Origin of the sequence: Martinezella lusitana (genome assembly GCF_014207095.1) — a bacterium.
Taxonomy (GTDB): Bacteria; Pseudomonadota; Alphaproteobacteria; order Rhizobiales; family Rhizobiaceae; genus Rhizobium; species Rhizobium lusitanum_B.
The window spans coordinates 188,852-214,047 of record NZ_JACHBG010000008.1 but is presented as its reverse complement, the minus strand read 5'-3'; the positions used below and the strand labels follow the sequence as shown (position 1 = coordinate 214,047).

Genomic DNA, 25,196 nt, shown 5'->3' with positions numbered 1-25,196 from the left:
CTACCAGCGCCGCTCGAAGCGACGGCGCAGCAGGATTGCGCCGATATTCATTGCAACGAGGAAGAAGAGCAGGACGATGATGGCCCCGGAGGTTCTCTCAACGAAGGCACGCTCCGCTTCGCTCGCCCACATGTAGATCTGCACCGGCAGCGCCGTCGAAGGATCGAGCGGCGAAGCGGGATAATTGGCGACGAAGGCGACCATGCCGATCAGAAGCAGCGGCGCCGTCTCCCCGAGCGCGTGGGCAAGCCCAAGGATCGTGCCGGTCAAAATACCGGGCATGGCGAGCGGCAGGACATGGTGAAAGACCATCTGCATGCGCGACGCGCCGAGGCCAAGTGCGGCACTGCGGATCGATGGCGGTACCGCGCGCAGCGCCGAGCGCGTGGCGATGATGATCATCGGCAGCGTCATCAGGCTCAGCACGAGACCGCCGACCAGCGAGGCCGAGCGCGGCAGCCCCATCATGTTGATGAAGACCGAGAGGCCGAGCAGGCCGTATACGATCGATGGCACGGCTGCGAGGTTGTTGATGTTGACCTCTATCAGATCCGTAAGCCGATTTTTCGGTGCAAATTCCTCGAGATAGATCGAAGCGGCGACGCCGACGGGCAAGGCGAGCACAAGCACGGTCAACATCAGATAGAGCGAGCCGATCAGGGCAACACCGAGGCCTGCAGCTTCCGGCCGGCTCGAATTGCCTGAAAGGAACAGGCCGCTGTTGAAGGCCTTGTAGAGTGCGCCGCTATCGCGGAGCTGCTTCATCCATGCGACCTGCCGATCCGACACCTTGCGGTCCTTCTCGTCGGCCGTCAGATCGATCTGCCCCTTGTTGGCGGAGTCGATATTGGCGCTGGCAAGAAGCACCATGTTTGCGGTCGTGCCGATGATGGCGGGGTTGGCAACGACCTTGTCGCGCAGTGCGATCCGGGCGCTGTCCGACACCATGGCCGTCGCCTCGCGAACGAGCGCGCGATTGGCGGGATCAATACCAAGCATCTTCACCACTGCGTCACGCACAAGTACGGGATAATTGGCCGATATCAGCACCTTGGGATCGTTGGAACGCTTGCCCGTTGGATCGACGACTTTCTCGGAGAACTCGATCGGCAAGACGAGCGATGTCTGGACGAAAGCCGTATAGCCGTTGCGGACCACGGTCGACACCAGGATAGCGAGGAAGACGACGCCAAAAATGACGGCGGCAATTCCATAGGCGCGAAAGCGGCGCTCGGCGGCATAGCGCCTGGCAATGCCGATATCGCGACGCACCGGGGCGTCGGGTGCAAGCCCGCGCGGAGTTTTCTGTGACGAGGAGGACACGATATCGCTCATTCGTACTGCTCCCTGTAGCGGCGGACGATGTAGAGCGCATAGACGTTCAGGCAGAGCGTCACGCAGAACAGAGTGATGCCGAGCGCGAAGGCGACGAGCGTCTGCGGCGAGGTGAACTCCAGATCGCCGGTCAGCTGGTTGACGATCTTTACCGTCACCGTCGTCATCGGCTCGAAGGGATCGAACTGCATGCGCGCCGCCACGCCGGCCGCCAGCACGACGATCATCGTTTCTCCGACCGCGCGCGAAGCCGTCATCAGGAGTGCACCGACGATACCGGGAAGCGCTGCCGGCAACAGGACGCGCTTGACGGTTTCGGAGCGCGTTGCGCCAAGCCCGAGCGAACCGTCACGCAGCGAGCGCGGAACCGCCATGATGATGTCATCCGACAGCGACGAGACATAGGGGATCAACATTACGCCCATGACGAAGCCGGCGGTCAGAACGCTCTGCGCCTCGATGAAGCTTGTGAAGCTTCCGGTCACCAGGCCGTTGATCTCTGCCGAAATATCCCTGAGGAAAGGTCCGACCGTGACGAGGGCGAAGAAGCCGTAAACGATCGTCGGAATGCCGGCCAGCACCTCGAGCATCGGCTTGGCGATGGAGCGCACGCGTGCCGAGGCGTATTCGGCCATGTAGATCGCCGCGAACAAGCCGATCGGCACGGCAAAGAGCATGGCGACCAGACCGATATAGATCGTGCCCGCCAGCAACGGGATCAAGCCGAAGGTTCCCGATGTCTGCGTGCCTGCGCCCGTGAAACGCGGGTCCCAAACGGTGCCGAAGAAGAACTCGCCTGCGGGCACCATGCTGAAGAAGCGCGCAGCTTCCGACAACATCGAGACGACGATCCCGACCGTCGTCAGCACGGCGATGGAAGACGCGATGATGAGCGCCCCGAGAATGACCTGCTCGACACGATTGCGCGCGCGAAAGCGTGCAGCGATGACGCGCAGGCCATAGGCCGCACACAAGAGCGACAGCAGGATCGCCGACACGCTCATGACGATCCGGCTGATTTCGCGCATGCCATTATATTTGTTGGCCGCATCGACCATGTAGCCGGTCGGGCGGACCGCCAGCGGCACGCCCTTCTGCGCCAGCAACAATTGCAGATCCGCCGTGCCGCCCGCGACGTCGGCAAGCTCCTGGCCATCGAGAAGGCGCATGCCATGGGCGATGCTGCGCACCATGCCGTAGCTGAGATTGAGTTCCGCGCGCGGAAGAGCTTGCACCTCTTCCGGGAAGGATTTGATCACGAAGCGGTCGATCACTTCCGGGCTGGCGATCGACCAGACGCAGACGAGCGCCAAAGCGGGCAGCACAGCCCATATGGCGGCATAGGCACCGTGATAGCCGAGCCTGGAATGCATCGAAGAAGGCCTGCCGCCCGACAATGCAGCAGCCCTCACCCGCCCCAGCACGAAGGCAAAGGCGCCGATGACCGACACGCATAACAGCAGCAATGACACACTCATTCCAATTCCCCGGCCAGCGTCGGCGCGATGGAATTTCGCGCCGACGTGCAGTCCTTACGCACTTACATGATCTTTCCGTCCGCAAAATCCTTGCGGATCTGGTCGCGCTCAGCATCCGGCGCGGGCACGAGGCCGTATTCGGCCAGCGGGCTATCCGGCCCGATCATCTGATCGCTGGTGAAGAAATCGACATATTCCTTGAGGCCCGGGATAACGCCCAGATGCGCCTTCTTGACGTAGAAGAACAAGGGACGCGAGACCGGATAGGTGCCGTCGGCGATCGTCTGACCCGATGGCACGACGTCGCTGACGGTCGCGACTTTCAGCTTGTCCGCATTGTTCTGATAGAAATACAGGCCGAAAACGCCGACGCCGTGCTTGTTGGCGTTGATGCGCGCCAGCGTCTCGGGATAATCACCGTCGATGTCGACAGCCAGACCATCCTTGCGCACGGCAATGCACTTCTTCGCCTGCTGATCGGCATCCTTGATCGCGGCCTTGATGACGTCGAGCGCACCCGAGGCCTTGCATCCAGCGGAGAGAACCCGCTCCTCGAAAACCTCGCGCGTGCCGTGCTTTTCGCCCGGAATATAAGCAGCGATCTCGAAATCCGGCAGAGACTTATTGATCTCGGACCATTTCCTGTAGGGGTTGGCAACCAGCTTGCCATCGACGACGACTTCGGCTGCAAGCGCCTTGTAGAGATCAGCGGGCACGAACTTGATGTCCGGATTGCTCTTGTCGAACGCAAAGACGATGCCGTCGTAGCCGATCTTGACCTGCTGGATATCGGCGACACCAGCTGCCTTGCAGGCGCCGATCTCGCTATCCTTGATCGGACGCGATGCATTGGCGATATCGATGGAGTCGGTGCCGACGCCCTTGCAGAATTCCTTGAGGCCGGCGCCAGAGCCGCCGGATTCGACGATCGGCGTCTTGAAGTTGGTATGAGTTTCGCCGAAGTTTTCGGCAACGATCTTGGCATAGGGGAATACGGTAGAGGAACCGGAAATCTGAATCTGGTCGCGGGCCACGGCAGCGCCGGCAAAAGCGGCGGATGCGACCAGCGCGAGAATAGACAATTTCAACGCGTTCATAATGAATCCTCCCTGACGGGCTAAAAGAGCACGACGGTGGGCGGTACACCCACCAGTTTCAGCGCTTCTTTCTTACCGGCCAAAGCACCGCCCTTTTATGTCAGGCGAGTGAAACAATTATGACAGTCTATCCTTTTGAAACTTATAGGCTAATTCTCACCCAAAATCGCCTGTCTCTAGCAACTTCAGAAGCGGACGGTAAAGTCCGTTCCCTTTCCAACTTCCGACTTGACGATCAACCTTGCACGGTGCCGGGTGAGAATATGCTTGACGATGGCGAGCCCGAGACCGGTGCCTTTCTTCGAGCGGCTGTCCTCAACGTTGACGCGATAAAAGCGCTCGGTCAGGCGGGGCACGTGCTCGGCCGGTATGCCCGGCCCCTTGTCGGAAATGACCACCGCGACCGCCTGTCCAGGCTCGTTCATCAGCGAAACCTCGACGGACTTGCCTTCCTGGCCATACTTGCAGGCATTCTCGATCAGATTTTCGAAAACCTGCACCAGCTCGTCGCGATCACCCAGCACCTCTACCTTGCCGGCCGGGACTTGCAGGTTGATCGTCACGTCGAGATCGCCTGCAAGCGGCAGCAGCGAGTCCCGCACATGGCCGAGCAGCGGCACCAGATCGACCTTCTGATCCGGCGCAATATGCGACTTCAGCTCCAGCCGAGAGAGCGACAGGAGATCGTCGACCAGCCGGCTCATGCGGGTCGCCTGATCGAACATGATGGCGAGAAAACGCTGCTGCGCCTTCGGATCCGACTTGGCTGGGCCCTGAATGGTTTCGATGAAACCTCTCAGCGACGCCAGCGGCGTGCGTAGCTCGTGGCTGGCATTGGCGACGAAGTCGGAGCGCATGCGATCGATATGGCGCAGCTCGGAAATATCCCTGAACGACAGCAGGAAAAAGGTGCCGGCCTCGGCTTGAGGCAGATCGATCGGCGCGATGCGCACGATATAGACGCGCTCGGAAGGCAGCCGCTCGGAGTGTTCGATCTGGTTCGGAGTGTTGGTCGCGATTGTCTCGCGGACCATATCGAGCAGACCGGGAGAGCGCAGCTTCGACGAAATATGCGCTCCGATCGGGAAGGCGCCGAAGGCCTTTTCAACTGCGGCATTCTGGACCAGCACCGATGCCTCGCGATCGATGATCAGGACCGGCGCGTCGAGCGCAGAAAGGCCCGCGAAAGCGGTATGCAGCAGAGCTTCCGGATCGACAGGCGCCGGCGTGGTCGGCGCGGGCACGGCGACCCGCTCCACCAGCGGTGGCCGGATCAACGCGACGATGACCGCAATGGCCCAGATCCAGAACACGACGCCGGTATGGATACCTTCAACAAGCGCAAGCACCGCAATTAGCGTCGCAAGAATCAGGATGGCGCTCTCCTGCCGCAGCCGCACCGCCAACCTCCTGACAATTGACCATTCGTCTTCCAACTGCGCCCGTCCCTTCACCTGCCACCATGGAATTCTGGATCACGCGTCTTATCCATGATTCATGACAGAAGTATTCGGCTGTATCCACAGAAGGCGGAAACTGACAACAATAAATGTAGCCGGCAAAAGGGCGCAAGGCCAAAGGGGTTGAAACTATTGAATAAAAGCGCCAATTTGCCCGAGGAGCTTTTTGCCGCCTTGCCGCGGCAGGATTAGCAAAGCGTAAACGACCGAGGAGCCGGGACATATGGGAGAGGAAGTCAAAAGCCGCGCTGTAGAGCTGGATATCCGCGGGACCAAGCGGCTATTCGACGTCGACGATCCCGTGCTGCCGAGCTGGATCGACGACGAGGCGCTGACCTCAGGCAATTATCCCTACAAGAAGAAGCTCAAGGAAGAAGAATATCTCGACGAGCTGAAGGCGCTGCAGATCGAGCTCATCAAGGTGCAGTTCTGGCTGCAGGCGACGGGCAAGCGGGTAATGGCTCTGTTCGAAGGGCGTGACGCCGCCGGCAAGGGAGGTTCGATCGCGGCGACGTCGGCACATATGAACCCTCGCCTGGCGCGTGTCGTGGCACTGACCAAGCCGACGGACCGGGAGGCCGGGCAATGGTATTTCCAGCGCTATGTCGCGCAATTTCCGACATCAGGCGAATTCGTGCTGTTCGACCGTTCCTGGTACAACCGCGCTGGTGTGGAGCCGATCATGGGCTTCTGCACGCCGAAACAATACGAGCAGTTCCTGAAGCAGGCGCCACAGATGGAAAAGCTGATCGTCCAGGACGGCATCTACTTCTTCAAATTCTATCTCGATATCGGCCGGGAAATGCAGCTGAAGCGCTTCCATGACCGATGCCACGATCCCCGCGCCGTCTGGAAGCTCTCCTCGATGGATATCGCCGCCCTTCCCAGATGGAAGGACTATAGCGAAAAGCGGGACCGCATGCTGAAGGATACGCATACGGACTATGCGCCATGGACCGTCATGCGCGCCAACGACAAGCGGCGCGCGCGCCTGAACCTTATCCGTCACATCCTGCTGACGCTCGACTACGACGGCAAGGACGAGAAGGCCATCGGCGAAATCGACGACAAGATCCTAAGCCTGGGCTCGGCCGGCTTCAAATAGGCGCAGGGAATACGCGCGGCCGTTCTCCGGCCGCACTTGCGTCAGAAAGCAACGCGCGCGACCCGGACTTATTGCCCGGGCAAGACACGGATAGCGTAGACGTTGATGCCGCGCGCCTTGCCATCGACATCGCTGTTGATGATCAGTCGACCGGAAGCCGTCGGCGCTTTCGCACCATCGAAGCGAAGCTGGAACAACGCGTCCGTTTTCTGGCGGCTGGCGGTGAAGCGATGGCGACCGCAACGACCGAGCGTGCCGAAATCGCACTCCACCGTGATCTGTGTCGGCGCGTCCGATGTCGACTGCAAGGTCAACGCGATCGTCGAAGATTTGCCGACCACCTGCTGCAGCACATTGGTCGGTATTTCCACGGAGGCACTGCCATCCGGCCCGCTGCTGAGGGAGGTAATTCGCACCGCCGGCCCCTCATTCTCCGAAACATTCTCGGCCTTCGCCTGCGCTCCGGCCTTCACCTTCGCCGCGTCCGTCGGCTTCAGAACTTCGATCCACTCTTCTGAGAAACGGTTTTGGGGGTCGATGACCGCCAGCCCAGGATTAGCAGGGCCGCTGTTGTCGTCCTCGTCGGCTGTGTCATCTTCGCTGTTGTTGCCGCTGAAATCCTGCGAGTCCACATGCGCCGGCGGATTGCGGACGCTGGTATCTCTCTGCGCTGCCGACATGAAGACGCCAGAGGTCTTGATCCACCACGCACCGACACCGAGAAAGGTCAGCAGGATACAAAACACCAGCAAGCGCGAGAAGAACTTGCGCGGCTTGCGGCGAACCGCGGCGCGCTCCGGCTTGAAATTCATCGTCCGTGCCGATGCCGGTGCGGCGGCGGCTGGCCGCACGTCGCTGTCGGCGCCGAGATGATCGGCAGGCCCCGCACGCATATCGCCGAAATCGGCCTGCGGATCGGCAGGCTCGACCGAGGGGGCCGCTGCCGGGCCGGCATTGCGCGAGAAAGGCGGATCGTTGTCTCGAGTTTCGCCGCGCACGCTCATGACCGGTTCGGATCGCTGTGCTGCCTGCCTGGGCGCGGCGCGCGGAGCAGCGGGGGAAACATGTGGGGCACCAAGCTCCGGCGAAGGGGGCGTCGCTTGCGCGGGGCGGAGGCGTTCCTCGGTCTCAATCTCGCGTATGGTCGCCTCCAGCCGCTGGCGCTGGGCCGCGACGACGTTGACGTCGGTAATGTCCTGTTTACGGAGACCGGCCTCCAATGCCTGTCGTGCCGACTGATAGATGCGAGCCCGGATTTCCGGATTGGCGCGATCGGACCGATCCAACGCGCTTCTGATAGCCGTTTCTAATCCGCTCACATCAGGTCCTTTACTCTCACTCGCAACATACGCGCATACTCTGCTGGCAAGGCGGCCATGGTCTTCAGCATTCGTTAACCGGATTCGGTAACGCCACGCTTGTCAATACGCAAGCCTTCGACAAGTGCGGCGAGCACTCGGGCGGGGATAAATGCCAAAGGCGACAGTTTTGCGATGGCCGGTTGGACGATCCGGCGGGCCGTGGCGCCTGGATTGCAGGCCGCGGGCATTCCGTGCCGCGCCACTTCCCACCCCGCAGGACATCTGCTATGCCTTTGACGTTTTCGTAAACGTCAAAAAAGGGATGATGTTCATGGCCCTCCCCTCGATCCTGACCGAACGTCTGCGGCTCCCGGTGGTGGCCTCGCCGCTTTTCATCATTTCCCATCCGGCACTGACGCTGGCTCAATGCAAGGCCGGCGTGGTCGGCTCCTTCCCGGCATTGAACGCGCGCCCGGAAAGCCAGCTCGACGAATGGCTGGCCATGATCACCGAGGATCTCGCCGCCTACAATGCCGCAAATCCGGATCGTCCGGCGGCTCCATTTGCGGTCAATCAGATCGTCCATGCGTCAAACAAGCGCCTGGAACACGATCTGATGCTCTGCGTGAAATACAAGGTGCCGATCGTCATTTCCTCGCTCGGTGCAGTGCCGGAGGTGAATGCGGCCGTGCATTCCTATGGCGGCATCGTGCTGCATGACATCATCAACAACCGCCATGCCAATTCGGCTATCCGCAAGGGCGCGGACGGGTTGATCGCGGTCGCCGCCGGTGCGGGCGGTCATGCCGGCCGTCTCTCGCCCTTCGCGCTCGTGCAGGAAATCCGCGAATGGTTCGACGGGCCGCTGCTGCTTGCCGGTGCCATTGCGACAGGCGGCGCCGTGCTGGCAGCCCAGGCCGCTGGCGCCGACCTGGCCTATATCGGCTCGCCCTTCATCGCGACGGAGGAGGCCCGTGCCATCGATGGCTACAAGCAGGCGATCGTCGAGGGAAATGCGAGCGATATCGTCTATTCCAACTATTTCACCGGCGTACACGGCAACTATCTGAAGTCTTCCATCCTCGCCGCCGGTTTGGACCCCGACAATCTGCCCGAAGCCGACCCGTCCAAGATGGACTTCGAGGCAGCCACGACCGGTGTGAAGGCCTGGAAGGACATCTGGGGCTCCGGCCAGGGCATCGGCGCCGTGAAGGCCGTCCAGCCCGTCGCCAAGCTTGTCGACAGGCTGGAGGCGGAATACCATCAGGCGCGGGCTCGACTCGCCCTTTGAGCATACAGAAGGCAGACTTGTTTTTCACAAGCCCGTTCGCTTTTTTGTCAAATGGCAATTTGGACGCTTGAAATCTGGTCGCATAGACTGTATCAGCGCCATGCAAATCGCGAGGCCGAACCGAATGCCTCCGGAATGCCGCTTTAGCTCAGTCGGTAGAGCACATCATTCGTAATGATGGGGTCACGTGTTCGAGTCACGTAAGCGGCACCACTTTTCTCCGTCAGGCAACTGAAAAGAAAACAGGTTTGCCTCCCCCAATGGTTCCTGTCCGCCTTCGTTAATTCGGTGCAGGCCGAAAAATGATCCCCGTCACCTTCTAAAGTTCGCTCTCGGATCTCCAGATCCGCCATACCAGCGGTTAAAACTCCTGCCCCGACGATGGCTCTTTCGACAATCGCGAGCCGACTTCGAATAAGACAAGAGAATTGGTCGGGTTGATGTTGGCCTTTTCGCCCCATGAGGCGACCGCCTTGAAATGATCATTTTTGGTTCAGCCGGCGTTCAGGCGGCACGGAATCTAATGCGATCAGAGGGGCTGGATGGAGAGCGAAATGAATAGGATCTTGATCACATCGACGCTGCTCGCTGGTTGCTTTCTCGGCGGAACAGCGAATGCAATGCCGGCGCTTGAAGCCGGTATGGCAGCAACCGAGCAGAAGCCTGTCCTCGTCGACTATGCCTGCGGTCCCGGCTGGCACCTGACGCGATGGGGCAATTGTCGCCGGAACTATTGGCAGCCGTCGCCCGGGTATGGCTATCGCCGCGGCTACTATGGCTGGTACGGACCTCCCGGCTGGCGCGACCGTGGCCCCCCACCCGGCTGGCGCCATCATCATCATCATGAAAACGACGACGATGAGGGCGACGACGACTGACTGAAGCTTTCGGCAACGACCTGTTTCTCGGCATTGGTTCCTATCAGTGTCGCCGAGAAACGGTCTTGTGACCGGAGCCCAAGGAAATGGCCAAGCTGCCCTACACGCCCTTTGCCACGAAATGGTGTTGGATCGACAACGAACTCGACTGTGTTTCAGGCCGCTTGGCTAGCCGCCCGATAATAGACGTCCCCGCAGCATTTCCGGATGAGGCGCGCTTACAGCCGCTTCAGGGAAAGCGAGAAATGCGCGTGGGATTCCAGGGCGAGGTATTCGAATTGCCAATGGAAGGCCTTGCAGAATTTCGTGCAGGCTTCGACTACACCATGGGGACGGCATCCACCGCATTGCCGCTGCGAAAGTCATGACCGGCAATTCGCCCTTGCGGCCTCACCTTGCTGTTGCTGATCACCAACTCTTCCCAGGTCGTCTCGAAACCATGGTTGGTATCGATATAGACCCAGTCAAAGAAGCCGTTGAGAAATTCCGCTGACCGGGCGGATAAATAGCCCTACACGATCCGCAGCCGATCATTTTCCAGTGCGCCTCGGTACTTCGTCTTTATCTGCTGCATGCCGTCTTGAGAACGGGGCGTATCCCAAGCATCGATCAGGTATAGCTCGCGCGGCGCATTCTCTTCGAGGATCTTGCCGGTAAAATCGCCAAAAGCCGCGCCGATATGCCTTCGCCGCGCTTCAAGGGCTTGCCTGCTCATCAATGGCACCACCTGTGATGGCCGTTTCGATATCGCCATTCCGTGATAATGATTGACACCCGTCGCCGCGGATTCGGCGGCGACAGCTATTTCATCCGAATTACTTATGGTTCCAAGGATATCGTCATGATCCACGTTCTCGCCATTCTGACCGCGCTGCCCGGCAAGCGTGCCGAAGTGCTCGAAGCTTTTCTGGCCAATGTTCCGGCCGTTCACGCCGAAGATGGCTGCATCGAATATACTGCTGTCGTGGATGTCGAAGGAGCCGATCCGGCATTTGGGCCTGACACATTCGTCGTGGTCGAGAAGTGGGCAAGCATGGATGCGCTCAAGGCGCATGCTGCCTCTGCACACATGGCAGCCTATGGCGAGAAGGTGAAGCACCTGATGACCGAGCGCGCGGTTCATGTGCTGAACCCGGCATAAGCCTGTTACTGCCCGGCTGTCCGGGCGGTAACGGCCTCAGAGAACGGCGCCGAGGGGCGCCGTTTTGCTATCGGCGTGGTCGTCAGTTGTGCGACAAATGCGGCTCGTTCGGATACCGCCAGTATCCGTGGCCACCGCGCCACCCGCCATGATAGTATCCGTGATCGCCGTCCCAGCCATGATGATGGTGGTGTCCACCAAATCCGCCAAAGAAACCGAACGAGTAGAATGGCTGGTAGCCGCCATAATAGGGCTCGTCGTAGCCATAATAGGGCCGGTAGTAATAGGGAGAAGGGCGGTAATAGGGACGATAGTAGTAGCGATGATAATAGTAGTGCCGGTAGACCATCATGTGGTGATGGTGGTGATGATGCCAATGATGGTAGTGACGACGCGCTTCGGCATGGGTTGCAGGCAGCGCGAGCATGCCTAGCGCTATGAGCGCTGTTGCCAGAATTTTCATATCCAGCCTCCTTGAATGCCGGACGCAGACGCGACTCGGATCATTCGTGTCGCCCGGACCACAAGATAAACGCGATTACACCCTCAAAAGTTCCGATAACCACTGCATTGCAAGCGGTTTCGCGGCACGGCCTCCTCGGGTGCCGAACGAGCCCCCGGCTGTGTACGCCCGGACGAACCTAACCCGCCTTAGCGCGAATATGGCGCGATAATTCCGTCAACTGCGGGACGGCGGGCATTTTCGCGTCGTGCCCATATCGCCCACCAATTCGCCAACCGCCTGCTGAATCAATCGGCAGGCCTCGACCGAGGCTTTGCGGCCATTATGAGCGAGATGATAGGACAAGGGCAGGACTTCCTCCGGATCGACGATCCTCACCTTATCGGCAATCGGCAAGGCGCTGACACGGCCAAGAAACGAGACGTAGCCGTGATTGGCTACCAGGTCGACGATGACAGGCAGCGAATCCGCCGAGGTGATGTCGCGGCCGCGAAACCGGCGCCTGTCGCGGCTGTCGTAGCCGAAGGCGGTTGCAGCATTGCCGATACCGGTGCGGGGGCTTGGCACGCAAAGCGGATGATTTTCCACGAGCGCTACAAGCGTCTCTTCCGTGCTGTCGGGCGGGGCTATCGCCACCATGTCCGTCGCCACCAGTTCCAGATGGTCGAAAGCGTCAAGGCCGAAGACGGAATCGACGATGGCGACATCGATGCGGCCGGAGCGGAGCGCTTCGCGCAGATCGTCTGCGGTCATCAGCATCAGCGACAGCATGTTGCGGTTGCCGCCGATATTCCATCGCGACACGAGGCTTGCCAGCGAGCGGGCAACCCAGCTTTCGGCACCGGTCGGGATGATGGAGCCGATGCGCACGGCACGCGCGGTCCGCTGAAAGCGCTCGTCCGCAGCCGCCTTCATCTCGTCCCATGCCTGCGCGATCCCGGCCAGAATGGTGTGCACCTCCTGGCCCGCCTCCGTCAGCACGGACCCCTGCGCCTGCCGTTCGAACAGGCGGAAGCCAAACAACTCCTCCAGATTGGCGATCTGCAGGGAAAGCTGCGGCTGTCCGAGCCGCAGGCGGCGGGCGGCGCGATTAATGCTGCCCTGGTCGGCGACTTCGAGGAAGCGCTCTATGGTGGCGATCTTCAGCGACAGGCGTGCCGCCCACTGCGCATAATCCTCCGGCGCCGGCGGCTCTTTCATCAGGACAGAGAGCTGGCGAATGCCGGCTAGAACCGGCTGCAGCCCTTTTTGTACTTTCGAGCTGGCAAGCAGCGTCGCCAGTTCGCCGGATGCGCGTTCGACGAGCTTCAGAGCGAGCTCCGTTTCCAGCCGGCGAAGTGCGCTCGAGACCGTCGAGGCGGAAAAAGAGAGCCGGCGTGCCGTCTCCCTGACCGAGCCGACGGAGAACACCATGTCGGCTATGACCAATGCGCCGAGATACATGCTCTTTTTCCTTCCAAGCCAAATGCGGCACCGCCCTCCAAGCCATGGCGGCGCCTGCGATATCCCGACGATATGATGTGTTCTTGAAAAAAGATATCCCTAAGCGGAAGGGCGATGGCTATCGTCACTTCGTCGCCTAACTGATCCAGCCGCAAAAATGAGATCGGAACAGCGCCAAAACGGGTAAGGGGAACAAAAACAAACGCACTTGCCCCCGAAAAAAGAAATCCAATTTCGCGCGAATGTCGAGTACGCTCGTCATAATCGCGCGACTGCAACGGGAATCCGGAGCGACATCGACTTTTCCGCGATGAGCGCTACGTGCTCGAAGCAGCCACGAATTCGCCAGTGGGCCGCCGGCCCACTCGAAGCTTGCGCGTCCGCACAGTGGCCTTGAGGCGACGCGGATAAGCAAGACAAAGGTTTAACGGGGTACAAAGGGAAACATCATGCTCAAGAAGCTTGCACTTGCCGCCACGCTGACGGCCTTCCTCGCTAGCGGCGCCAGCGCCGCTGATGTCGTCGTCTCCTCCAAGATCGATACCGAAGGTACGCTGCTCGGCAACATCATCCTCGCCGCACTCAATGCCAATGGCATCAAAGCACAGGATCGCATCGCACTCGGCACGACGCCGGTCGTGCGCAAGGCGATCACATCAGGCGAGATCGACATCTATGCCGAATATACCGGCAATGCCGGCTTCTTCTTCAACAAGGCAGACGATGCGGCCTGGAAGAACCTTCAGCAGGGCTACGACCTTGCCAAGAAGCTGGATTATGACGCCAACAAGATCGTCTGGCTCACGCCTTCGCCGGCCAACAACACCTGGGCTCTCGGCGTGCGCAGCGATGTCGCCGGCCCTGCCAAGCTGAAGACCATGTCCGACTTCGGCAAGTGGGTCGCCGGTGGCGGTTCGGTCAAGCTTGCGGCCTCCTCCGAATTCGTCAATTCGCCGGCCGCCCTGCCCGCTTTCGAGACCACCTACGCCTTCAAGCTGAAGCCGGAGCAGGAAGTCGTGCTCTCGGGCGGCGACACCGCAGCGACGATCAAGGCTGCTGCCGACCAGACCAACGGCGTCAACACCGCGATGGTCTACGGCACCGACGGCGCAATCGAAGCTGCTGAACTGACCGTTCTCGAAGACGACAAGGGCGTGCAGCCGGTCTATGCGCCGACGCCGATCATCCGCGAGGCCGTGCTGAAGGCCAATCCGAAGATTGAAGAGGTTCTCGCTCCGATCTTCAAGGGCCTGACCGCCGACGTGCTGCGCAAGCTGAACGGCCGCATCCAGGTCGATGGCGAGCCGGCTAAGGCTGTTGCCGAATCCTACCTCAAGGACAAGGGCTTCCTGAAGTAAGCCTTGCCGCTGCTCTTGCGGCTCCATTTTGATAGAGTGGAGCCGCGGGAGACTTTTCTATGGGCATGATCTTGTCCGAACCCGCCTTGAATTTTGGGCTCATGCGTTGACGGAGCTTGCCTGATGGAAGATGCGCTAGCGGTCCGCAGAGTGGATCGTCTCGGAGTGGTATTGGTGGCAGGCGGCTTGATCGCAGTAGCCTGGATGCCATTCATCATCGTCAAGGCAAACCGCATCGCGGCCGGTAAGCCGCAATTGCTCACACAGCTTCTTGGCCAGCCGATGGCCCTGACCCTGCTCGCACTTCTGGCCGTGACAGCCCTGGCTGCTCTTTTCCTGCAAAGCCAGGTCGTCCGCCTTGGCATCGCGACGCTTGCGATCGCCATGCTCATTGTCACGCTCGGCTTCGTTTCGACCGCTGCGACGCCAGCAGGCAGCACCGTGGCGCGTATTACGCCCGGCGGTTCTTTCTGGGTTTTGCTCGCCGTCGTAGGGCTGGTGATCTCGGACGCGCTGGTGAAGCTGCGATTGACGCCCTGGCTGCGCGTGGCGGCGCTTGCGGTCTACGCCGCCCTGCTTGCCGCGGTGCTGCGCTCGGGCCTGCTCGACAATCTCTCGATCATGAAGGAATACGCCAATAATGCCGACAAGTTCTGGCATGAAGCGGTCGGCCACGTATTCCTGTCTCTCGGCTCCGTCGCCATCGCCATCGTGCTTGCCCTGCCGCTCGGTATCTTCTGCTATTGGCAGCCGCGCATCCGTGCCGTGGTATTGCGAGCGCTGAGCCTCGTGCAGACCATTCCAAGCCTGGCATTGTTTGGCATCCTCATGCTGCCGCTCGGTTATATCGCCACCAATGTGCCCCTGGCCGCAGAGATCGGCACTAAGGGGATCGGCGTCGCGCCGGCGCTGGTGGCGCTCGTCATCTATTCGCTGTTACCGATCGTCGCCAATACCGTCGTCGGTCTTGCCGGCGTCGATCCCTCCGTGCGCGATTCCGCCGCCGGCATGGGCCTGACGCGCCGGCAGATCCTGACCGGCATCGACCTGCCGCTTGCCTTTCCGGTCATCCTCACCGGCATCCGCATCGTGCTGGTGCAGGCAATCGGCCTCGTCACGGTGGCGGCGCTGATCGGCGGCGGCGGCTTCGGCCTCTTCATCTTCCAGGGCATCGGCCAGACGGCCAATGACCTCGTCCTGCTCGGCGCCGTGCCGACGGTCTTTCTCGCCTTCTCATCGGCCGTCATCCTCGATGCGGTCATCGACAGCATTCGAGGACAACGCGCATGACCAACATGATCGAACTCAAGGGCGTCACCAAGCGTTATGGCAGCGCAACCGTCGTCGACGACGTGACCATGAGCATGGAGAAGGGTACAATTACCGTCATCGTCGGCACCTCTGGCTCCGGCAAGTCAACGTTGATGCGCATGATCAACCGGCTGGTGCCGATCACCGAAGGGCATATTTCCGTCGGCGGCGAGGACATCATGGACGTGCCCGCGACGGAGCTTCGTCGCCGCATCGGCTATGCCATCCAAGGGCACGGATTGTTTCCTCACCGCACGGTCGCGCAGAACATCGCCACCGTGCCCGAACTGGTCGGCTGGGAGAAGTCGCGCATCGACAGGCGCGTCGAAGAACTCCTCAACCTCTTCCATCTCGATCCCGGCACCTTTGCCGGCAAATATCCAAGCCAGCTTTCCGGTGGCCAGCAGCAGCGCGTCGGCGTAGCGCGCGCCCTCGCAGCCGAACCCGAAGTGCTGCTGATGGACGAACCCTTCGGCGCGCTCGACCCCGTCATCCGCGGCAAGGCGCAGGACGACCTGCTTGCCATCCAGAAGCAGTTCGGCACGACCGTCATCCTCGTCACCCACGACATGGACGAGGCTTTCCACTTAGGTGACAGGATCGCAGTCATGAGCGGCGGCAAGCTGCTGCAATGCTCTGAACCCGAGAAGATCCTGACGGAGCCTGCCGATCCCTTCGTCCAGCAGCTGACCGGCACCTCCGACCGCGCATTGAAACTGATGTCGCTGCTGCCGCTCAAGGAGAGCATGCAGCCGCCAAGGCCCGGTCTCGGCTACCGCCTGCCGCAGACGCTCAATCTGCGCGATGCGCTGGCCGAGCTGATCTGGCAGGGCGCCGACGAAGCGACGGTCGAAGACGAACGTAAGATGCCCGTTGGCTCGATCTCGATCCAGCATCTCATCGAGCTGGGCCGCAAAGCATGAAGCTTCTCTTCGCCAACCTCTTCCGCCTTTTTGCGCTGGCGTTGCTGCTTGTCATGCTGTTCCGCCCGGAATGGTTGACGCCGGTTCTGGCGCCGCTCACCAAGTTCGGGGCGTCGCCGATCTACACACAGAATAGCCTGCCGAGCCTGGCGCTCAGCCATCTGGAACTGATTTTTGCCTCGATCGCCGCAAGCGGCATTCTGGCCGTACTCGGCGGGATCTTCGTGACGCGGCCCATCGGCGCCGACTTTCTGCCGCTGTCGCGGGCAATCGCCAATGCCGGCCAGACCTTTCCGCCTGTCGCCGTGCTGGCGCTTGCCATCTCCACCACGGGCTTTGGCGCGGTACCGACCCTGATCGCACTCTTCCTCTATGCATTGCTGCCGATCTTCGAGAATACGGTTGCCGGACTGCAGCAGGTGCCGGCCTCCGTGCTCGACGCCGCCGACGGCATGGGTATGAATGGCTGGCAGCGCCTGTTTCGCGTCGAGCTGCCGCTTGCGCTGCCCCTGATTATCGAGGGTCTGAAGATCGCCACCGTGATCAATATCGGCACCGCGACCATCGGCTCGACCGTGGCCGCCAAGTCGCTCGGCGAAGTCATCATTGCCGGCCTGGTCAACGACAATACCGCCTTCATCCTTCAGGGCGGCCTGATCGTTGGCCTGATGGCTGTATTGATCTATGACGCAATGGAGATGATCGAGCGGTCCGTGACAAGCAAGATCGGCCTTCAATCCCATTAGGATCGAAGGCGTCATCCCGCGGCACTGCCCTCAGTTCATTCAAAACCGGTCAGTTGCCTTCGCCTGATGGCAAGGACGCGCCGGGCACGTAGAGCGAGATCGGTCTGATCTCATAGACAGCGGTCGGATTGGCACGGCGCAATTCACGTGCGGCCTCGACCGCCCGCTCTATCGACGGGAAGTCGACCACGTAGAAACCGAGCAACTCTTCCTTGGTTTCGGCAAACGGGCCATCAATGACAATTCCCGGGCCTTTGCCACGCAAGGTGACGGCGTTTTGCGTCGAGCCGAGCCGCGCGGCGGGACCGAGCGATTTTTGAGCGACCAGACGATCATTGACCTCAAGCAAGTCCGTCATGAGCGCGGCATCTTCCTCCTCGCTCCATGATTCAACGATGCCTTCTTCGTGATAGGCCAGAATAGCGTAGTACATGGCGTCTCCCCATTGAGCCTATGTCTGAGCGCTGCGGAGTAAAGCAGACGGAACGGCATCCAGAAACCCCCGATCACCAGGCGCAGCGGTTTTCCCCGCGCTTGCCTTCAACGGGCGCCGGTGGCATTGGCTTCTGGTGGAAAATTGATGCAACCGATGGAGATCCTGATGGCCAAGATAATTCACTCGATGATCCGCGTGCTCGATGAAGCGCGCTCCGTCGATTTCTACGGCAAGGCCTTCGGTCTGAAGATTGCCGACCGCGTCGCATTCGAAACCTTTACCCTGATCTATCTCAGCAATGCCGAGACCGGCTTCGAGCTGGAGCTGACCGTCAACCAGGGTCGCACAGAACCCTACGCGCTGGGTGACGCCTACGGCCACCTTGCCGTCTCCGTCGACGAATTGAAGGACGAGCATGAGCGCATGACGAAGCTCGGGCTAAATCCCGGCAAGATCGTCGAGCTCAATCGCGATGGGAAACTCTTTGCGTTGCTTTTCTTCGTCACCGACCCCGACGGTTACAAGATCGAGGTCGTGCAACGGCATGGTCGGTTTTTATAGAGCTAGACAAAACACAGCCCCGCTTCGGCGGGGCTTAACTTGTCAGCTCCGTCAACGCACTCACATCCAATAGGGGGGCACGCCAAAATAATCGTGGCTCTTGTGGCCATGATCCTTGTGGTCGTGTTCATCCTTGCTGGCGAAGCGGCGCGCCTTTTCGATGTCGTTCTTGGTCATGCTGACCCGATAGCCGTCTATGCGGGCATCATAGCGCAGCTTTTCCCAAGGCAGCCGGTAGTGATCCTGACCGATGCCAAAAAAGCCGCCGAAGCTCAGAATGACAAAAGCAATGCGTCCATCGCTCTTCTCAAGCATCAGGCGTTCAATATGACCAATCTGCTTGCCGTCGGAGCCGAATACCCGGGAGCCTTCGACGCGGTCGCAAGCAACCAGCATCGACATGTCCTTGATGTAAAGGTCACGGCCATGGATATCGGCACTCTCTTTATGCATGTGCGCACCTCCTTTTGGATACGCTTCACATAAACTTTGGAGCGTCCGATCTGCTCTTTGAGGCAGCACGATGCTCCGATGGGTTTACGCCCACGGGAACATTAACGCTCCGTTATGGTAAAAGTTCCAGCATTTTTTTCAAAACCGTAAAAAAACGTGAGCGCACAAGAAATATTGACGTTTACGTCAAGGTTATTGTAGCTTTCGAAGCGCTCGAGTGATTTAGTTGAGAGCGAGAGCTGCAGCGCCATGAAAAGCGGGAGACTTTTCAGTCGCGCGATGACACTCTACCTAACCGCCGTTGAACATGGCGGGGCGTGGTGATGGTGCGTAAAGGAGGAAGTGCGCATGAATTCAATCTCCGCTCCTTCGGATAGACCGCAGGTCAAGAAGATTTGGCTGGCGTCCTATCCGGATATCGTACCGGCAGAACTGCCGCCGCTGGAGCATGCATCACTCGTCGAATTGCTGGAGGAGAGCTGCGCCCGCTACGGCGGTCGCCCCGCCTTCACCAGCATGGGCAAACCGATCACCTATCGCGATCTCGATACGCAAACGCGCAAGATCGCCGCATGGCTGCAAAGCCTCGGCCTCAAGAAGGGCGACCGCGTCGCCGTGATGATGCCGAATGTGCTGCAAAATCCCGTTACCACCTATGGCATCATTCGCGCCGGCCTTGTCGTCGTCAACGTGAACCCGCTCTATACGCCACGCGAACTCGAGCACCAGCTGCGCGATTGCGGCGCCAAGGCGATCTTCGTCCTGGAAAACTTCGCTCATACGGTGGAGCAGGTTCTGGCGCATACGGATGTTCGCCATGTCGTCGTCACCTCGCTTGGCGACATGCTTGGCCTCAAGGGTCACATCGTCAACTTCATCGTCCGAAAGGTGAAGAAGCTGGTGCCGGCCTGGTCCATACCCGGCCATCGCAACTTCAAGGCCGTGATCGCCGAGGGCGCGCGCCTGCCGCTGAAGCCATCCGAGCTGACGGGCAGCGACATCGCCTTCCTGCAATATACGGGCGGGACAACGGGTGTTGCAAAGGGTGCGATCCTCACCCATTCCAATCTGCTCGCCAACCAGCAGCAACTGCTGCTCTGGTTGGAATCGGCCTACATCAACAAGCCGCGCCCCGAGCAGCTGACCTTCGTCTGCGCCCTGCCGCTCTATCACATCTTTGCGCTGACCGTGAACTCGCTGATGGGCATGTCGCTCGGCGGCCACAATGTGCTGATCGCCAACCCGCGCGATATACCGGCCTTCATCAAGGAACTTGGCAAATACAAGTTCGACATGTTCCCCGGCCTGAACACCCTGTTCAACGCCCTGATGAACAATCCCGAATTCGCCAAGCTCGATTTGTCCAATACGGCGACGCTCGCCGGCGGCATGGCGGTGCAACGGCCGGTCGCCGAGCGCTGGCAGAAGTTGACGGGCGCCTGGATCACCGAAGGCTACGGCCTTTCCGAGACGTCACCGGTCGCAAGCGCCAATCGTTTCGACAGCCCGGAATTTACCGGTACGATCGGCCTGCCGCTGTCAGGCACGGATTTCGACATTCGCGACGAGAACGGTAATTCGTTGCCGCTCGGCGAGGTCGGAGAAATCTGCATCCGCGGCCCGCAGGTCATGGCAGGCTACTGGAAGCAGCCGGCAGAGACGGCGCGCGTGATGACACCGGATGGCTTCTTCCGCAGCGGCGACATGGGCTTCATGGACGAGCGCGGCTATACCAAGATCGTCGACCGCAAGAAGGACATGATCCTGGTGTCGGGCTTCAACGTCTATCCCAACGAGATCGAGGAAGTCGCCGCCGTGCATCCGGGGGTTCTGGAGGCGGCTGCGATCGGCGTACCCGATCCGCATTCCGGCGAAGCGGTTAAGCTCTTCATCGTCAAGAAGGATCCCGCCCTAACGGAAGCGGATGTGAAGGCTCATTGCGCGGAAAACCTCACCAACTACAAGCGCCCGCGCTTCATCGAATTCCGCACTGAACTGCCGAAATCGAATGTCGGCAAGATCCTGCGCAAGGAGTTGCGCGGCTGACATAATTCCATGCCATTCAAGGGGCCGCTCGTCTTAATCCGCGAGCGGCCTTTTTTCTTTTTGGACGATAGGTGAACTTGATTTACGCCCTACATAGGGAATAGTTTCCGCGACCAAACTCAAAGCGTCCAGCCATGTCTGACAGCCGGCTACGCGAACCGCAAGGAGCCTCCCATGAACGCCCTCGTCGATCAACTGAAGAGCACTGCGTCGGCAACGAAGGTCACGGATATCCGCGCCGCCTTCGCCGCCGATCCCAAACGCTTCTCCCACTTCAGCGCCTCCTTCGACGACCTGCTGATGGATTACTCCAAGACGGCGGTGAACGACGATATTCTCGCCCTTCTCGAGAAACTAGCAGCCGAAGGTGGCGTCGCGGCCAAGCGCGAGGAAATGTTCTCGGGTGTCGCCATCAACTTCACCGAAAACCGCGCCGTGCTGCACACCGCGTTGCGCAACCGCTCCAACACGCCGGTGCTGGTCGACGGCAAGGACGTGATGCCTGACGTCAACGGCGTTCTCGCCGCCATGGGCAAGTTTGCCGACGGCATCCGCTCCGGCGCGCTGAAGGGCTCCACGGGCAAGGCAATCACCGACGTCATCAATATCGGCATCGGCGGCTCCGATCTCGGCCCGGTCATGGCGACCCTGGCGCTTGCTCCCTTCCATGACGGTCCGCGCTCGCATTTCGTCTCCAACATCGACGGCGCGCATATCGCCGATATCCTGAAGCTCGTTAAGCCTGAAACAACGCTGTTCATCGTCGCTTCGAAGACCTTCACGACCATCGAAACGATGACGAACGCTCAGACCGCGCGCAAGTTCATCGCCGACGCGCTCGGCGAAGCTGCCGTGCAGCATCATTTCGCCGCCGTCTCGACGGCGCTCGACAAGGTTGCCACCTTCGGCATCGACAGCGAGCGCGTCTTCGGCTTCTGGGATTGGGTCGGCGGCCGCTACTCGATCTGGTCGGCCATCGGCCTGCCGCTGATGATCGCGATCGGCCCGGAAAATTTCGGCAAGTTCCTGGACGGCGCGCATGCGATGGACAACCATTTTCGCAAGGCACCATTCAAGGAAAACCTGCCGATGCTGCTTGGCACCATCGGCTTCTATCATCGCAATGTGCTCGGCTATCCGACGCGCGCAATCCTACCCTATGACCAGCGCCTGTCGCGCTTCCCGGCCTATCTGCAGCAGCTCGATATGGAATCGAACGGCAAGGGCGTCACCATCGATGGCACGCCGGTTGAAGGCAATTCCGGCCCAGTCGTCTGGGGCGAGCCCGGCACCAACGGCCAGCACGCCTTCTACCAGCTCATCCACCAGGGCACGAGCGTCATCCCGGCAGAATTCATGATCGCCGCCAACGGCTTCGAGCCGAACCTGCGTCACCAGCACCAGCTTCTGATGGCCAACTGCCTGGCGCAGTCGGAAGCGCTGATGAAGGGCCGCACCTTTGAGGAAGCCAAGGCACAGCTCACCTCTAAGGGCATGGACGACAAAAAGGCCGATTTCATCGCACCGCACCGCGTCTTCACCGGCAACCGTCCGTCGATCACCTTCGTCTATGACAAGCTGACGCCCTATGCGCTCGGCCGCCTGATCGCTCTCTACGAGCACCGCGTCTTCGTCGAAGGCGTGCTCTTCCGCATCAATTCCTTCGACCAGTGGGGCGTCGAGCTCGGCAAGGAACTGGCAACGGGCCTGCTCCCGGTCATCGAAGGCAAGGAAAGCGCTGCCGGCCACGATTCCTCGACGCAGGGGCTGGTGGCTGCGCTGGCAAGCCGCGCGAAGTAAATATCTTCATCGGAAACAGAAGAGCCCGCCTGAAGCATCAGGCGGGCTCTTTTATTGGAAGGTTTGAAAGTCGAGCTGCTTAGAGCCCGATCTCGTGCGCCCAGGGCGGGTTGGCACCAGCGCGCGACACCGTGACTGCCGCAGCCTTGGCGCCCAGAGCCAGTGCATCCCGCAATGCTTTCTCGTTGAGTGAAGCCACCTGTGCCTTGGTCAGCAGATTGTTCATCTTCAGCGATGCCAGGATGCCGGCATCGAAGGTATCGCCAGCCCCGACCGTATCGACGACGGTGACGCGCTCGCTCGGAACCGGAACCTTCAACGACTTTGTGTAGCCGGTCGCGCCTTCCGCACCCTTGGTGACGACGACGAGCTTGGCGCCCCGGTTCAGCCAATGAGCGGCGAGTTCATCGTGATTGCCTGCAATGCCGAACCATTCCAGATCCTCATCCGAGAACTTGAGAATGTCGGACATGGCTGCCATCCGGTTGATGCGGCCCATATGGGCGGCCTTGTCCTTGATGAAGCCGGGACGGATGTTCGGGTCGAGCGAGATGACGCGGCTCTGATGCTCGCGCTTCATCAGCGCCTCATAGGTCGCGCCGCAGGGATCGGGGATCAGGCTGATCGCGCCGAAATGCAGGGCTTCGCAATCGTCGCCGAGCGTCGGAAGATCCGCCTCGGTGATCATGCGGCCAGCCGTACCTTCATCGTAGAAGGCATAGGTCGCTTGGCCGTTGACGAGCTTGACGAAGGCAATCGTGCTCGGCCGCGGCGTGATGGCGCAATAGCTGAAATCGACCTTGGAGGCCGACAGAGTCTCGCGCAGGATCTCGCCCATCATGTCATCGGCGATGCCGGTGAAGAAGCCCGTGGGGATGCCGAGACGCCCGAGCGCTATCGCGGTGTTGAAGATGGCGCCGCCGGCATAGGGCGCAAAGCCCTTTTCGCCCAGCGTCGTATCCCGCGGCAGCATGTCGATCAAAGCTTCGCCACAGCACAAAATCATTCCGGCCTCCCAAAGAGCGCGTCTGTCTTATCCAGTCACATAAATCGATTAGATAGATTCACTGCAAAAGCAAAGCGTCAGTTTGTGGGCAGCTCCGAAATACCGCCGTTGCGGCCCGACCAGGCGAGCGGCGCATTGAGGAAAGCCTCGACTTCGCCGAGCGTTTTGTCGTCGAACAACTTTTGTTCCTTGGCGACGGCAAGCACATCGCGCCAGGTAGCGAGATGCTGAAGGCGGACCTTTTTATTGGCAAAGCGTTCCACAGCCTCGGGGAAGATGCCGTAGTAGAACAGCGCCATGCCATGGTCGACGATGCCGCCGGCTGCGCGAATGGCATCGACGAAGGTGAACATGCTGCCGCCGGCCGTCGTCAGATCCTCGATGACGAGCACGCGCGCGCCGTCCTTCATATCGCCTTCGATCTGAGCATTGCGGCCGTGGCCCTTCGGCTGCTTGCGCACATAGATCATCGGCAGGTTCAAGCGCTCGGCCAGGAAAGCGGCAAAGGGGATGCCCGCCGTCTCGCCGCCGGCCACGCAGTCGAACTGCTCGAAGCCGACATTGCGAACGATGGTGCTGGCGGCAAAGTCCATGACCGTCGAGCGGATGCGCGGATAGGAGATCAGTTTGCGGCAATCGATATAGACCGGGCTCGCCATGCCGGAGGCGAATTTATAGGGCTTGTCGGCGCTGAAATGGACCGCCTTGATCTCCCAAAGCATCTTTGCCACCAACTCAGCCATGACGGCGCGATCGGTAAATGTCATCTGGGTCATGCGGGGGCCTCCTTCGCAGCGCTAATGTTCCAGCGGCAATAGCAGCAAGCGGCCCGGGTTTCCAGACGAATAGACGCTTTTGCCAACATCCGCGCGCGAGAGGCGACCCGTACCCTTATCGATCAATACCGAGATCGGCGGGGAGCATGGTCTTGAACAGCGCGATCACCTTGTCGCCCTCCTCCCTTTCGATCGAGATCGCATAGCGGACGGCGGCGGCGACCAGCTGCATCGTCAGCCGGGCAGTTCTTGCCAGTTCGGAATGATCGCGCTCCGGCCAGAGACGTTCGAGAACCGTCAGGAAGGCCTGGGAATGCCACTCCATATCCTCGGCATCGATTTGTTGCAGCAGCTTATCGGCATGGGTGGCATGCCAGATGTCGCGCATGACAGGCTCATCCAGAAACATGGCGTAGTAGCCATCGACGATGCGTCCGAGCGCAGCCTGGAGCTGATCCCGGCTTGTGATCGCGGCCAGCTCATCCTCGACGCATTGCCGCCCCTGATCATTGTAGCGTTCGGCCAGCACGCGGATGATCGCCGTCTTGTCCGGGAAATATTGATAGAGCGAGCCGAAGGATACGCCGGCCTTCTCGACGATCTCGCCCATGCGCAGCGCATCGCTGCCATTTTTCGCAATGAGCTCGGATGCCACCGAAAGGATGAGATCCACTCGCTCGCGACCGCGTTGCTGGCTGGGTATGCGCCTCGGTGTGCCTGCCTCCTCCTTGCTGCGCCTGCGTCTCGCGATCGGTTCTTGCGTCATGTCATTCCCTGCCTGTGGCTGT

26 protein-coding genes and 1 tRNA gene are annotated in these 25,196 nt (G+C 60.4%); 13 read left to right on the top strand and 14 right to left on the bottom strand.

The window, feature by feature from the left end; genetic code table 11:
• The 4 genes from pstA to phoR form a co-directional block, all read right to left on the bottom strand.
• A complete protein-coding gene (gene pstA / locus GGD46_RS18920; RefSeq protein WP_184706669.1) occupies nt 1–1,335 on the bottom strand; it encodes a phosphate ABC transporter permease PstA in 1,335 nt (444 codons plus the stop codon).
• On the bottom strand, nt 1,332–2,813 hold the full coding sequence (gene pstC / locus GGD46_RS18915; RefSeq protein ID WP_184706667.1) for a phosphate ABC transporter permease subunit PstC: 1,482 nt from the start codon (nt 2,811–2,813) through the stop codon (nt 1,332–1,334). Before pstC ends, pstA begins: the two co-directional genes overlap by 4 nt.
• A gap of 62 nt (nt 2,814–2,875) precedes the next feature.
• Complete coding sequence (locus tag GGD46_RS18910) at nt 2,876–3,910, bottom strand: substrate-binding domain-containing protein (RefSeq protein ID WP_184706665.1); 1,035 nt, start codon at nt 3,908–3,910, stop codon at nt 2,876–2,878.
• Nucleotides 3,911–4,095: 185 nt separating this feature from the next.
• A complete protein-coding gene (gene phoR, locus GGD46_RS18905) occupies nt 4,096–5,316 on the bottom strand; it encodes a phosphate regulon sensor histidine kinase PhoR (RefSeq protein ID WP_246806379.1) in 1,221 nt (406 codons plus the stop codon).
• Nucleotides 5,317–5,593: 277 nt separating this feature from the next.
• Here phoR and ppk2 point away from each other — a divergent pair, with 277 nt between their 5' ends.
• Nucleotides 5,594–6,475 (top strand): polyphosphate kinase 2, encoded by an 882-nt coding sequence (gene ppk2 / locus GGD46_RS18900; protein WP_184706661.1) that lies wholly within the window; start codon nt 5,594–5,596, stop codon nt 6,473–6,475.
• Nucleotides 6,476–6,543: 68 nt separating this feature from the next.
• On the opposite strand, the gene GGD46_RS18895 is transcribed toward ppk2, so the two are convergent.
• Nucleotides 6,544–7,794 (bottom strand): hypothetical protein, encoded by a 1,251-nt coding sequence (locus GGD46_RS18895; protein ID WP_184706659.1) that lies wholly within the window; start codon nt 7,792–7,794, stop codon nt 6,544–6,546.
• Between the two features lie 313 nt (nt 7,795–8,107).
• On the opposite strand from GGD46_RS18895, the gene GGD46_RS18890 reads away from it, so the two are divergent.
• The 4 genes from GGD46_RS18890 (at nt 8,108) to GGD46_RS18875 (ending at nt 10,313) form a co-directional block, all read left to right on the top strand.
• Complete coding sequence (locus GGD46_RS18890) at nt 8,108–9,067, top strand: NAD(P)H-dependent flavin oxidoreductase (RefSeq protein ID WP_184706657.1); 960 nt, start codon at nt 8,108–8,110, stop codon at nt 9,065–9,067.
• Between the two features lie 137 nt (nt 9,068–9,204).
• Nucleotides 9,205–9,280 (top strand) — tRNA-Thr (locus GGD46_RS18885).
• A gap of 341 nt (nt 9,281–9,621) precedes the next feature.
• Nucleotides 9,622–9,945, top strand: a complete 324-nt coding sequence (locus GGD46_RS18880) for a GCG_CRPN prefix-to-repeats domain-containing protein (RefSeq protein ID WP_184706712.1) — start codon at nt 9,622–9,624, stop codon at nt 9,943–9,945.
• A gap of 86 nt (nt 9,946–10,031) precedes the next feature.
• The gene (locus tag GGD46_RS18875) at nt 10,032–10,313 is read left to right on the top strand and encodes a hypothetical protein (protein WP_184706655.1); all 282 of its coding nucleotides are present in this window, start codon (nt 10,032–10,034) and stop codon (nt 10,311–10,313) included.
• Nucleotides 10,314–10,456: 143 nt separating this feature from the next.
• On the opposite strand, the gene GGD46_RS18870 is transcribed toward GGD46_RS18875, so the two are convergent.
• On the bottom strand, nt 10,457–10,795 hold the full coding sequence (locus GGD46_RS18870) for a hypothetical protein (protein WP_184706653.1): 339 nt from the start codon (nt 10,793–10,795) through the stop codon (nt 10,457–10,459).
• Between GGD46_RS18870 and GGD46_RS18865 the strand changes: the two genes are divergently transcribed.
• Nucleotides 10,787–11,086, top strand: coding sequence for a putative quinol monooxygenase (locus tag GGD46_RS18865; RefSeq protein ID WP_184706651.1), 300 nt, complete (start codon nt 10,787–10,789; stop codon nt 11,084–11,086). The genes GGD46_RS18870 and GGD46_RS18865 overlap by 9 nt on opposite strands.
• Before the next feature lie 82 nt (nt 11,087–11,168).
• Here the strand turns inward: GGD46_RS18865 and GGD46_RS18860 are convergent, their stop codons facing one another.
• The 3 genes from GGD46_RS18860 to GGD46_RS18850 all read right to left on the bottom strand — a co-directional run bounded on the left by GGD46_RS18860 (nt 11,169) and on the right by GGD46_RS18850 (nt 13,270).
• Entirely contained in the window at nt 11,169–11,549 is a 381-nt protein-coding gene (locus tag GGD46_RS18860; protein ID WP_184706649.1) for a hypothetical protein, read from the bottom strand.
• Nucleotides 11,550–11,765: 216 nt separating this feature from the next.
• Nucleotides 11,766–12,992, bottom strand: coding sequence for a LysR family transcriptional regulator (locus tag GGD46_RS18855; protein WP_184706647.1), 1,227 nt, complete (start codon nt 12,990–12,992; stop codon nt 11,766–11,768).
• A complete protein-coding gene (locus GGD46_RS18850) occupies nt 12,968–13,270 on the bottom strand; it encodes a hypothetical protein (RefSeq protein ID WP_184706645.1) in 303 nt (100 codons plus the stop codon). Before GGD46_RS18850 ends, GGD46_RS18855 begins: the two co-directional genes overlap by 25 nt.
• Before the next feature lie 171 nt (nt 13,271–13,441).
• Here GGD46_RS18850 and GGD46_RS18845 point away from each other — a divergent pair, with 171 nt between their 5' ends.
• The 4 genes from GGD46_RS18845 to GGD46_RS18830 all read left to right on the top strand — a co-directional run bounded on the left by GGD46_RS18845 (nt 13,442) and on the right by GGD46_RS18830 (nt 17,330).
• Nucleotides 13,442–14,350: an ABC transporter substrate-binding protein gene (locus tag GGD46_RS18845; RefSeq protein ID WP_184706643.1), complete on the top strand. Its 909-nt coding sequence runs from the start codon at nt 13,442–13,444 to the stop codon at nt 14,348–14,350.
• A 123-nt stretch (nt 14,351–14,473) separates the two neighbouring features.
• Complete coding sequence (locus GGD46_RS18840) at nt 14,474–15,640, top strand: ABC transporter permease (RefSeq protein WP_184706640.1); 1,167 nt, start codon at nt 14,474–14,476, stop codon at nt 15,638–15,640.
• Nucleotides 15,637–16,584 carry an ABC transporter ATP-binding protein gene (locus tag GGD46_RS18835; RefSeq protein WP_184706638.1) on the top strand — a complete coding sequence of 316 codons (948 nt, stop codon included), beginning with the start codon at nt 15,637–15,639 and terminating at the stop codon, nt 16,582–16,584. Before GGD46_RS18840 ends, GGD46_RS18835 begins: the two co-directional genes overlap by 4 nt.
• Nucleotides 16,581–17,330 (top strand): ABC transporter permease, encoded by a 750-nt coding sequence (locus GGD46_RS18830; RefSeq protein WP_184706636.1) that lies wholly within the window; start codon nt 16,581–16,583, stop codon nt 17,328–17,330. Before GGD46_RS18835 ends, GGD46_RS18830 begins: the two co-directional genes overlap by 4 nt.
• 49 nt (nt 17,331–17,379) lie before the next feature.
• Here GGD46_RS18830 and GGD46_RS18825 read toward each other — a convergent pair whose 3' ends face one another.
• Nucleotides 17,380–17,763, bottom strand: a complete 384-nt coding sequence (locus tag GGD46_RS18825; protein ID WP_184706634.1) for a YciI family protein — start codon at nt 17,761–17,763, stop codon at nt 17,380–17,382.
• 168 nt (nt 17,764–17,931) lie between these two features.
• Between GGD46_RS18825 and GGD46_RS18820 the strand changes: the two genes are divergently transcribed.
• Nucleotides 17,932–18,327: a VOC family protein gene (locus GGD46_RS18820; protein ID WP_184706632.1), complete on the top strand. Its 396-nt coding sequence runs from the start codon at nt 17,932–17,934 to the stop codon at nt 18,325–18,327.
• 60 nt (nt 18,328–18,387) lie between these two features.
• Here GGD46_RS18820 and GGD46_RS18815 read toward each other — a convergent pair whose 3' ends face one another.
• Nucleotides 18,388–18,780 (bottom strand): PRC-barrel domain-containing protein, encoded by a 393-nt coding sequence (locus tag GGD46_RS18815; RefSeq protein WP_184706630.1) that lies wholly within the window; start codon nt 18,778–18,780, stop codon nt 18,388–18,390.
• 348 nt (nt 18,781–19,128) lie between these two features.
• Between GGD46_RS18815 and GGD46_RS18810 the strand changes: the two genes are divergently transcribed.
• Both GGD46_RS18810 and pgi read left to right on the top strand, forming a co-directional pair.
• Nucleotides 19,129–20,826: a long-chain fatty acid--CoA ligase gene (locus GGD46_RS18810; RefSeq protein ID WP_184706628.1), complete on the top strand. Its 1,698-nt coding sequence runs from the start codon at nt 19,129–19,131 to the stop codon at nt 20,824–20,826.
• Nucleotides 20,827–21,000: 174 nt separating this feature from the next.
• The gene (gene pgi / locus GGD46_RS18805; RefSeq protein ID WP_184706626.1) at nt 21,001–22,626 is read left to right on the top strand and encodes a glucose-6-phosphate isomerase; all 1,626 of its coding nucleotides are present in this window, start codon (nt 21,001–21,003) and stop codon (nt 22,624–22,626) included.
• A 79-nt stretch (nt 22,627–22,705) separates the two neighbouring features.
• Here the strand turns inward: pgi and GGD46_RS18800 are convergent, their stop codons facing one another.
• The 3 genes from GGD46_RS18800 to GGD46_RS18790 form a co-directional block, all read right to left on the bottom strand.
• Nucleotides 22,706–23,632, bottom strand: a complete 927-nt coding sequence (locus tag GGD46_RS18800) for a carbohydrate kinase family protein (protein ID WP_184706624.1) — start codon at nt 23,630–23,632, stop codon at nt 22,706–22,708.
• A gap of 77 nt (nt 23,633–23,709) precedes the next feature.
• On the bottom strand, nt 23,710–24,408 hold the full coding sequence (locus tag GGD46_RS18795; RefSeq protein WP_184706622.1) for an orotate phosphoribosyltransferase: 699 nt from the start codon (nt 24,406–24,408) through the stop codon (nt 23,710–23,712).
• Between the two features lie 115 nt (nt 24,409–24,523).
• Nucleotides 24,524–25,174, bottom strand: a complete 651-nt coding sequence (locus tag GGD46_RS18790) for a TetR family transcriptional regulator (protein WP_184706621.1) — start codon at nt 25,172–25,174, stop codon at nt 24,524–24,526.
• Nucleotides 25,175–25,196: the final 22 nt, after the last annotated feature.

What these genes read in the sequence shown, in the direction of transcription:
- pstA (WP_184706669.1), bottom strand. Translation starts at nt 1,335, where the DNA reads ATGAGCGATATCGTGTCCTCCTCGTCACAGAAAACTCCGCGCGGGCTT.
- pstC (WP_184706667.1), bottom strand. Translation starts at nt 2,813, where the DNA reads ATGAGTGTGTCATTGCTGCTGTTATGCGTGTCGGTCATCGGCGCCTTT.
- GGD46_RS18910 (WP_184706665.1), bottom strand. Translation starts at nt 3,910, where the DNA reads ATGAACGCGTTGAAATTGTCTATTCTCGCGCTGGTCGCATCCGCCGCT.
- ppk2 (WP_184706661.1), top strand. Translation starts at nt 5,594, where the DNA reads ATGGGAGAGGAAGTCAAAAGCCGCGCTGTAGAGCTGGATATCCGCGGG.
- GGD46_RS18890 (WP_184706657.1), top strand. Translation starts at nt 8,108, where the DNA reads ATGGCCCTCCCCTCGATCCTGACCGAACGTCTGCGGCTCCCGGTGGTG.
- GGD46_RS18880 (WP_184706712.1), top strand. Translation starts at nt 9,622, where the DNA reads ATGAATAGGATCTTGATCACATCGACGCTGCTCGCTGGTTGCTTTCTC.
- GGD46_RS18875 (WP_184706655.1), top strand. Translation starts at nt 10,032, where the DNA reads ATGGCCAAGCTGCCCTACACGCCCTTTGCCACGAAATGGTGTTGGATC.
- GGD46_RS18865 (WP_184706651.1), top strand. Translation starts at nt 10,787, where the DNA reads ATGATCCACGTTCTCGCCATTCTGACCGCGCTGCCCGGCAAGCGTGCC.
- GGD46_RS18860 (WP_184706649.1), bottom strand. Translation starts at nt 11,549, where the DNA reads ATGAAAATTCTGGCAACAGCGCTCATAGCGCTAGGCATGCTCGCGCTG.
- GGD46_RS18855 (WP_184706647.1), bottom strand. Translation starts at nt 12,992, where the DNA reads ATGTATCTCGGCGCATTGGTCATAGCCGACATGGTGTTCTCCGTCGGC.
- GGD46_RS18845 (WP_184706643.1), top strand. Translation starts at nt 13,442, where the DNA reads ATGCTCAAGAAGCTTGCACTTGCCGCCACGCTGACGGCCTTCCTCGCT.
- GGD46_RS18840 (WP_184706640.1), top strand. Translation starts at nt 14,474, where the DNA reads ATGGAAGATGCGCTAGCGGTCCGCAGAGTGGATCGTCTCGGAGTGGTA.
- GGD46_RS18835 (WP_184706638.1), top strand. Translation starts at nt 15,637, where the DNA reads ATGACCAACATGATCGAACTCAAGGGCGTCACCAAGCGTTATGGCAGC.
- GGD46_RS18830 (WP_184706636.1), top strand. Translation starts at nt 16,581, where the DNA reads ATGAAGCTTCTCTTCGCCAACCTCTTCCGCCTTTTTGCGCTGGCGTTG.
- GGD46_RS18825 (WP_184706634.1), bottom strand. Translation starts at nt 17,763, where the DNA reads ATGTACTACGCTATTCTGGCCTATCACGAAGAAGGCATCGTTGAATCA.
- GGD46_RS18820 (WP_184706632.1), top strand. Translation starts at nt 17,932, where the DNA reads ATGGCCAAGATAATTCACTCGATGATCCGCGTGCTCGATGAAGCGCGC.
- GGD46_RS18815 (WP_184706630.1), bottom strand. Translation starts at nt 18,780, where the DNA reads ATGCATAAAGAGAGTGCCGATATCCATGGCCGTGACCTTTACATCAAG.
- GGD46_RS18810 (WP_184706628.1), top strand. Translation starts at nt 19,129, where the DNA reads ATGAATTCAATCTCCGCTCCTTCGGATAGACCGCAGGTCAAGAAGATT.
- pgi (WP_184706626.1), top strand. Translation starts at nt 21,001, where the DNA reads ATGAACGCCCTCGTCGATCAACTGAAGAGCACTGCGTCGGCAACGAAG.
- GGD46_RS18800 (WP_184706624.1), bottom strand. Translation starts at nt 23,632, where the DNA reads ATGATTTTGTGCTGTGGCGAAGCTTTGATCGACATGCTGCCGCGGGAT.
- GGD46_RS18795 (WP_184706622.1), bottom strand. Translation starts at nt 24,408, where the DNA reads ATGACCCAGATGACATTTACCGATCGCGCCGTCATGGCTGAGTTGGTG.
- GGD46_RS18790 (WP_184706621.1), bottom strand. Translation starts at nt 25,174, where the DNA reads ATGACGCAAGAACCGATCGCGAGACGCAGGCGCAGCAAGGAGGAGGCA.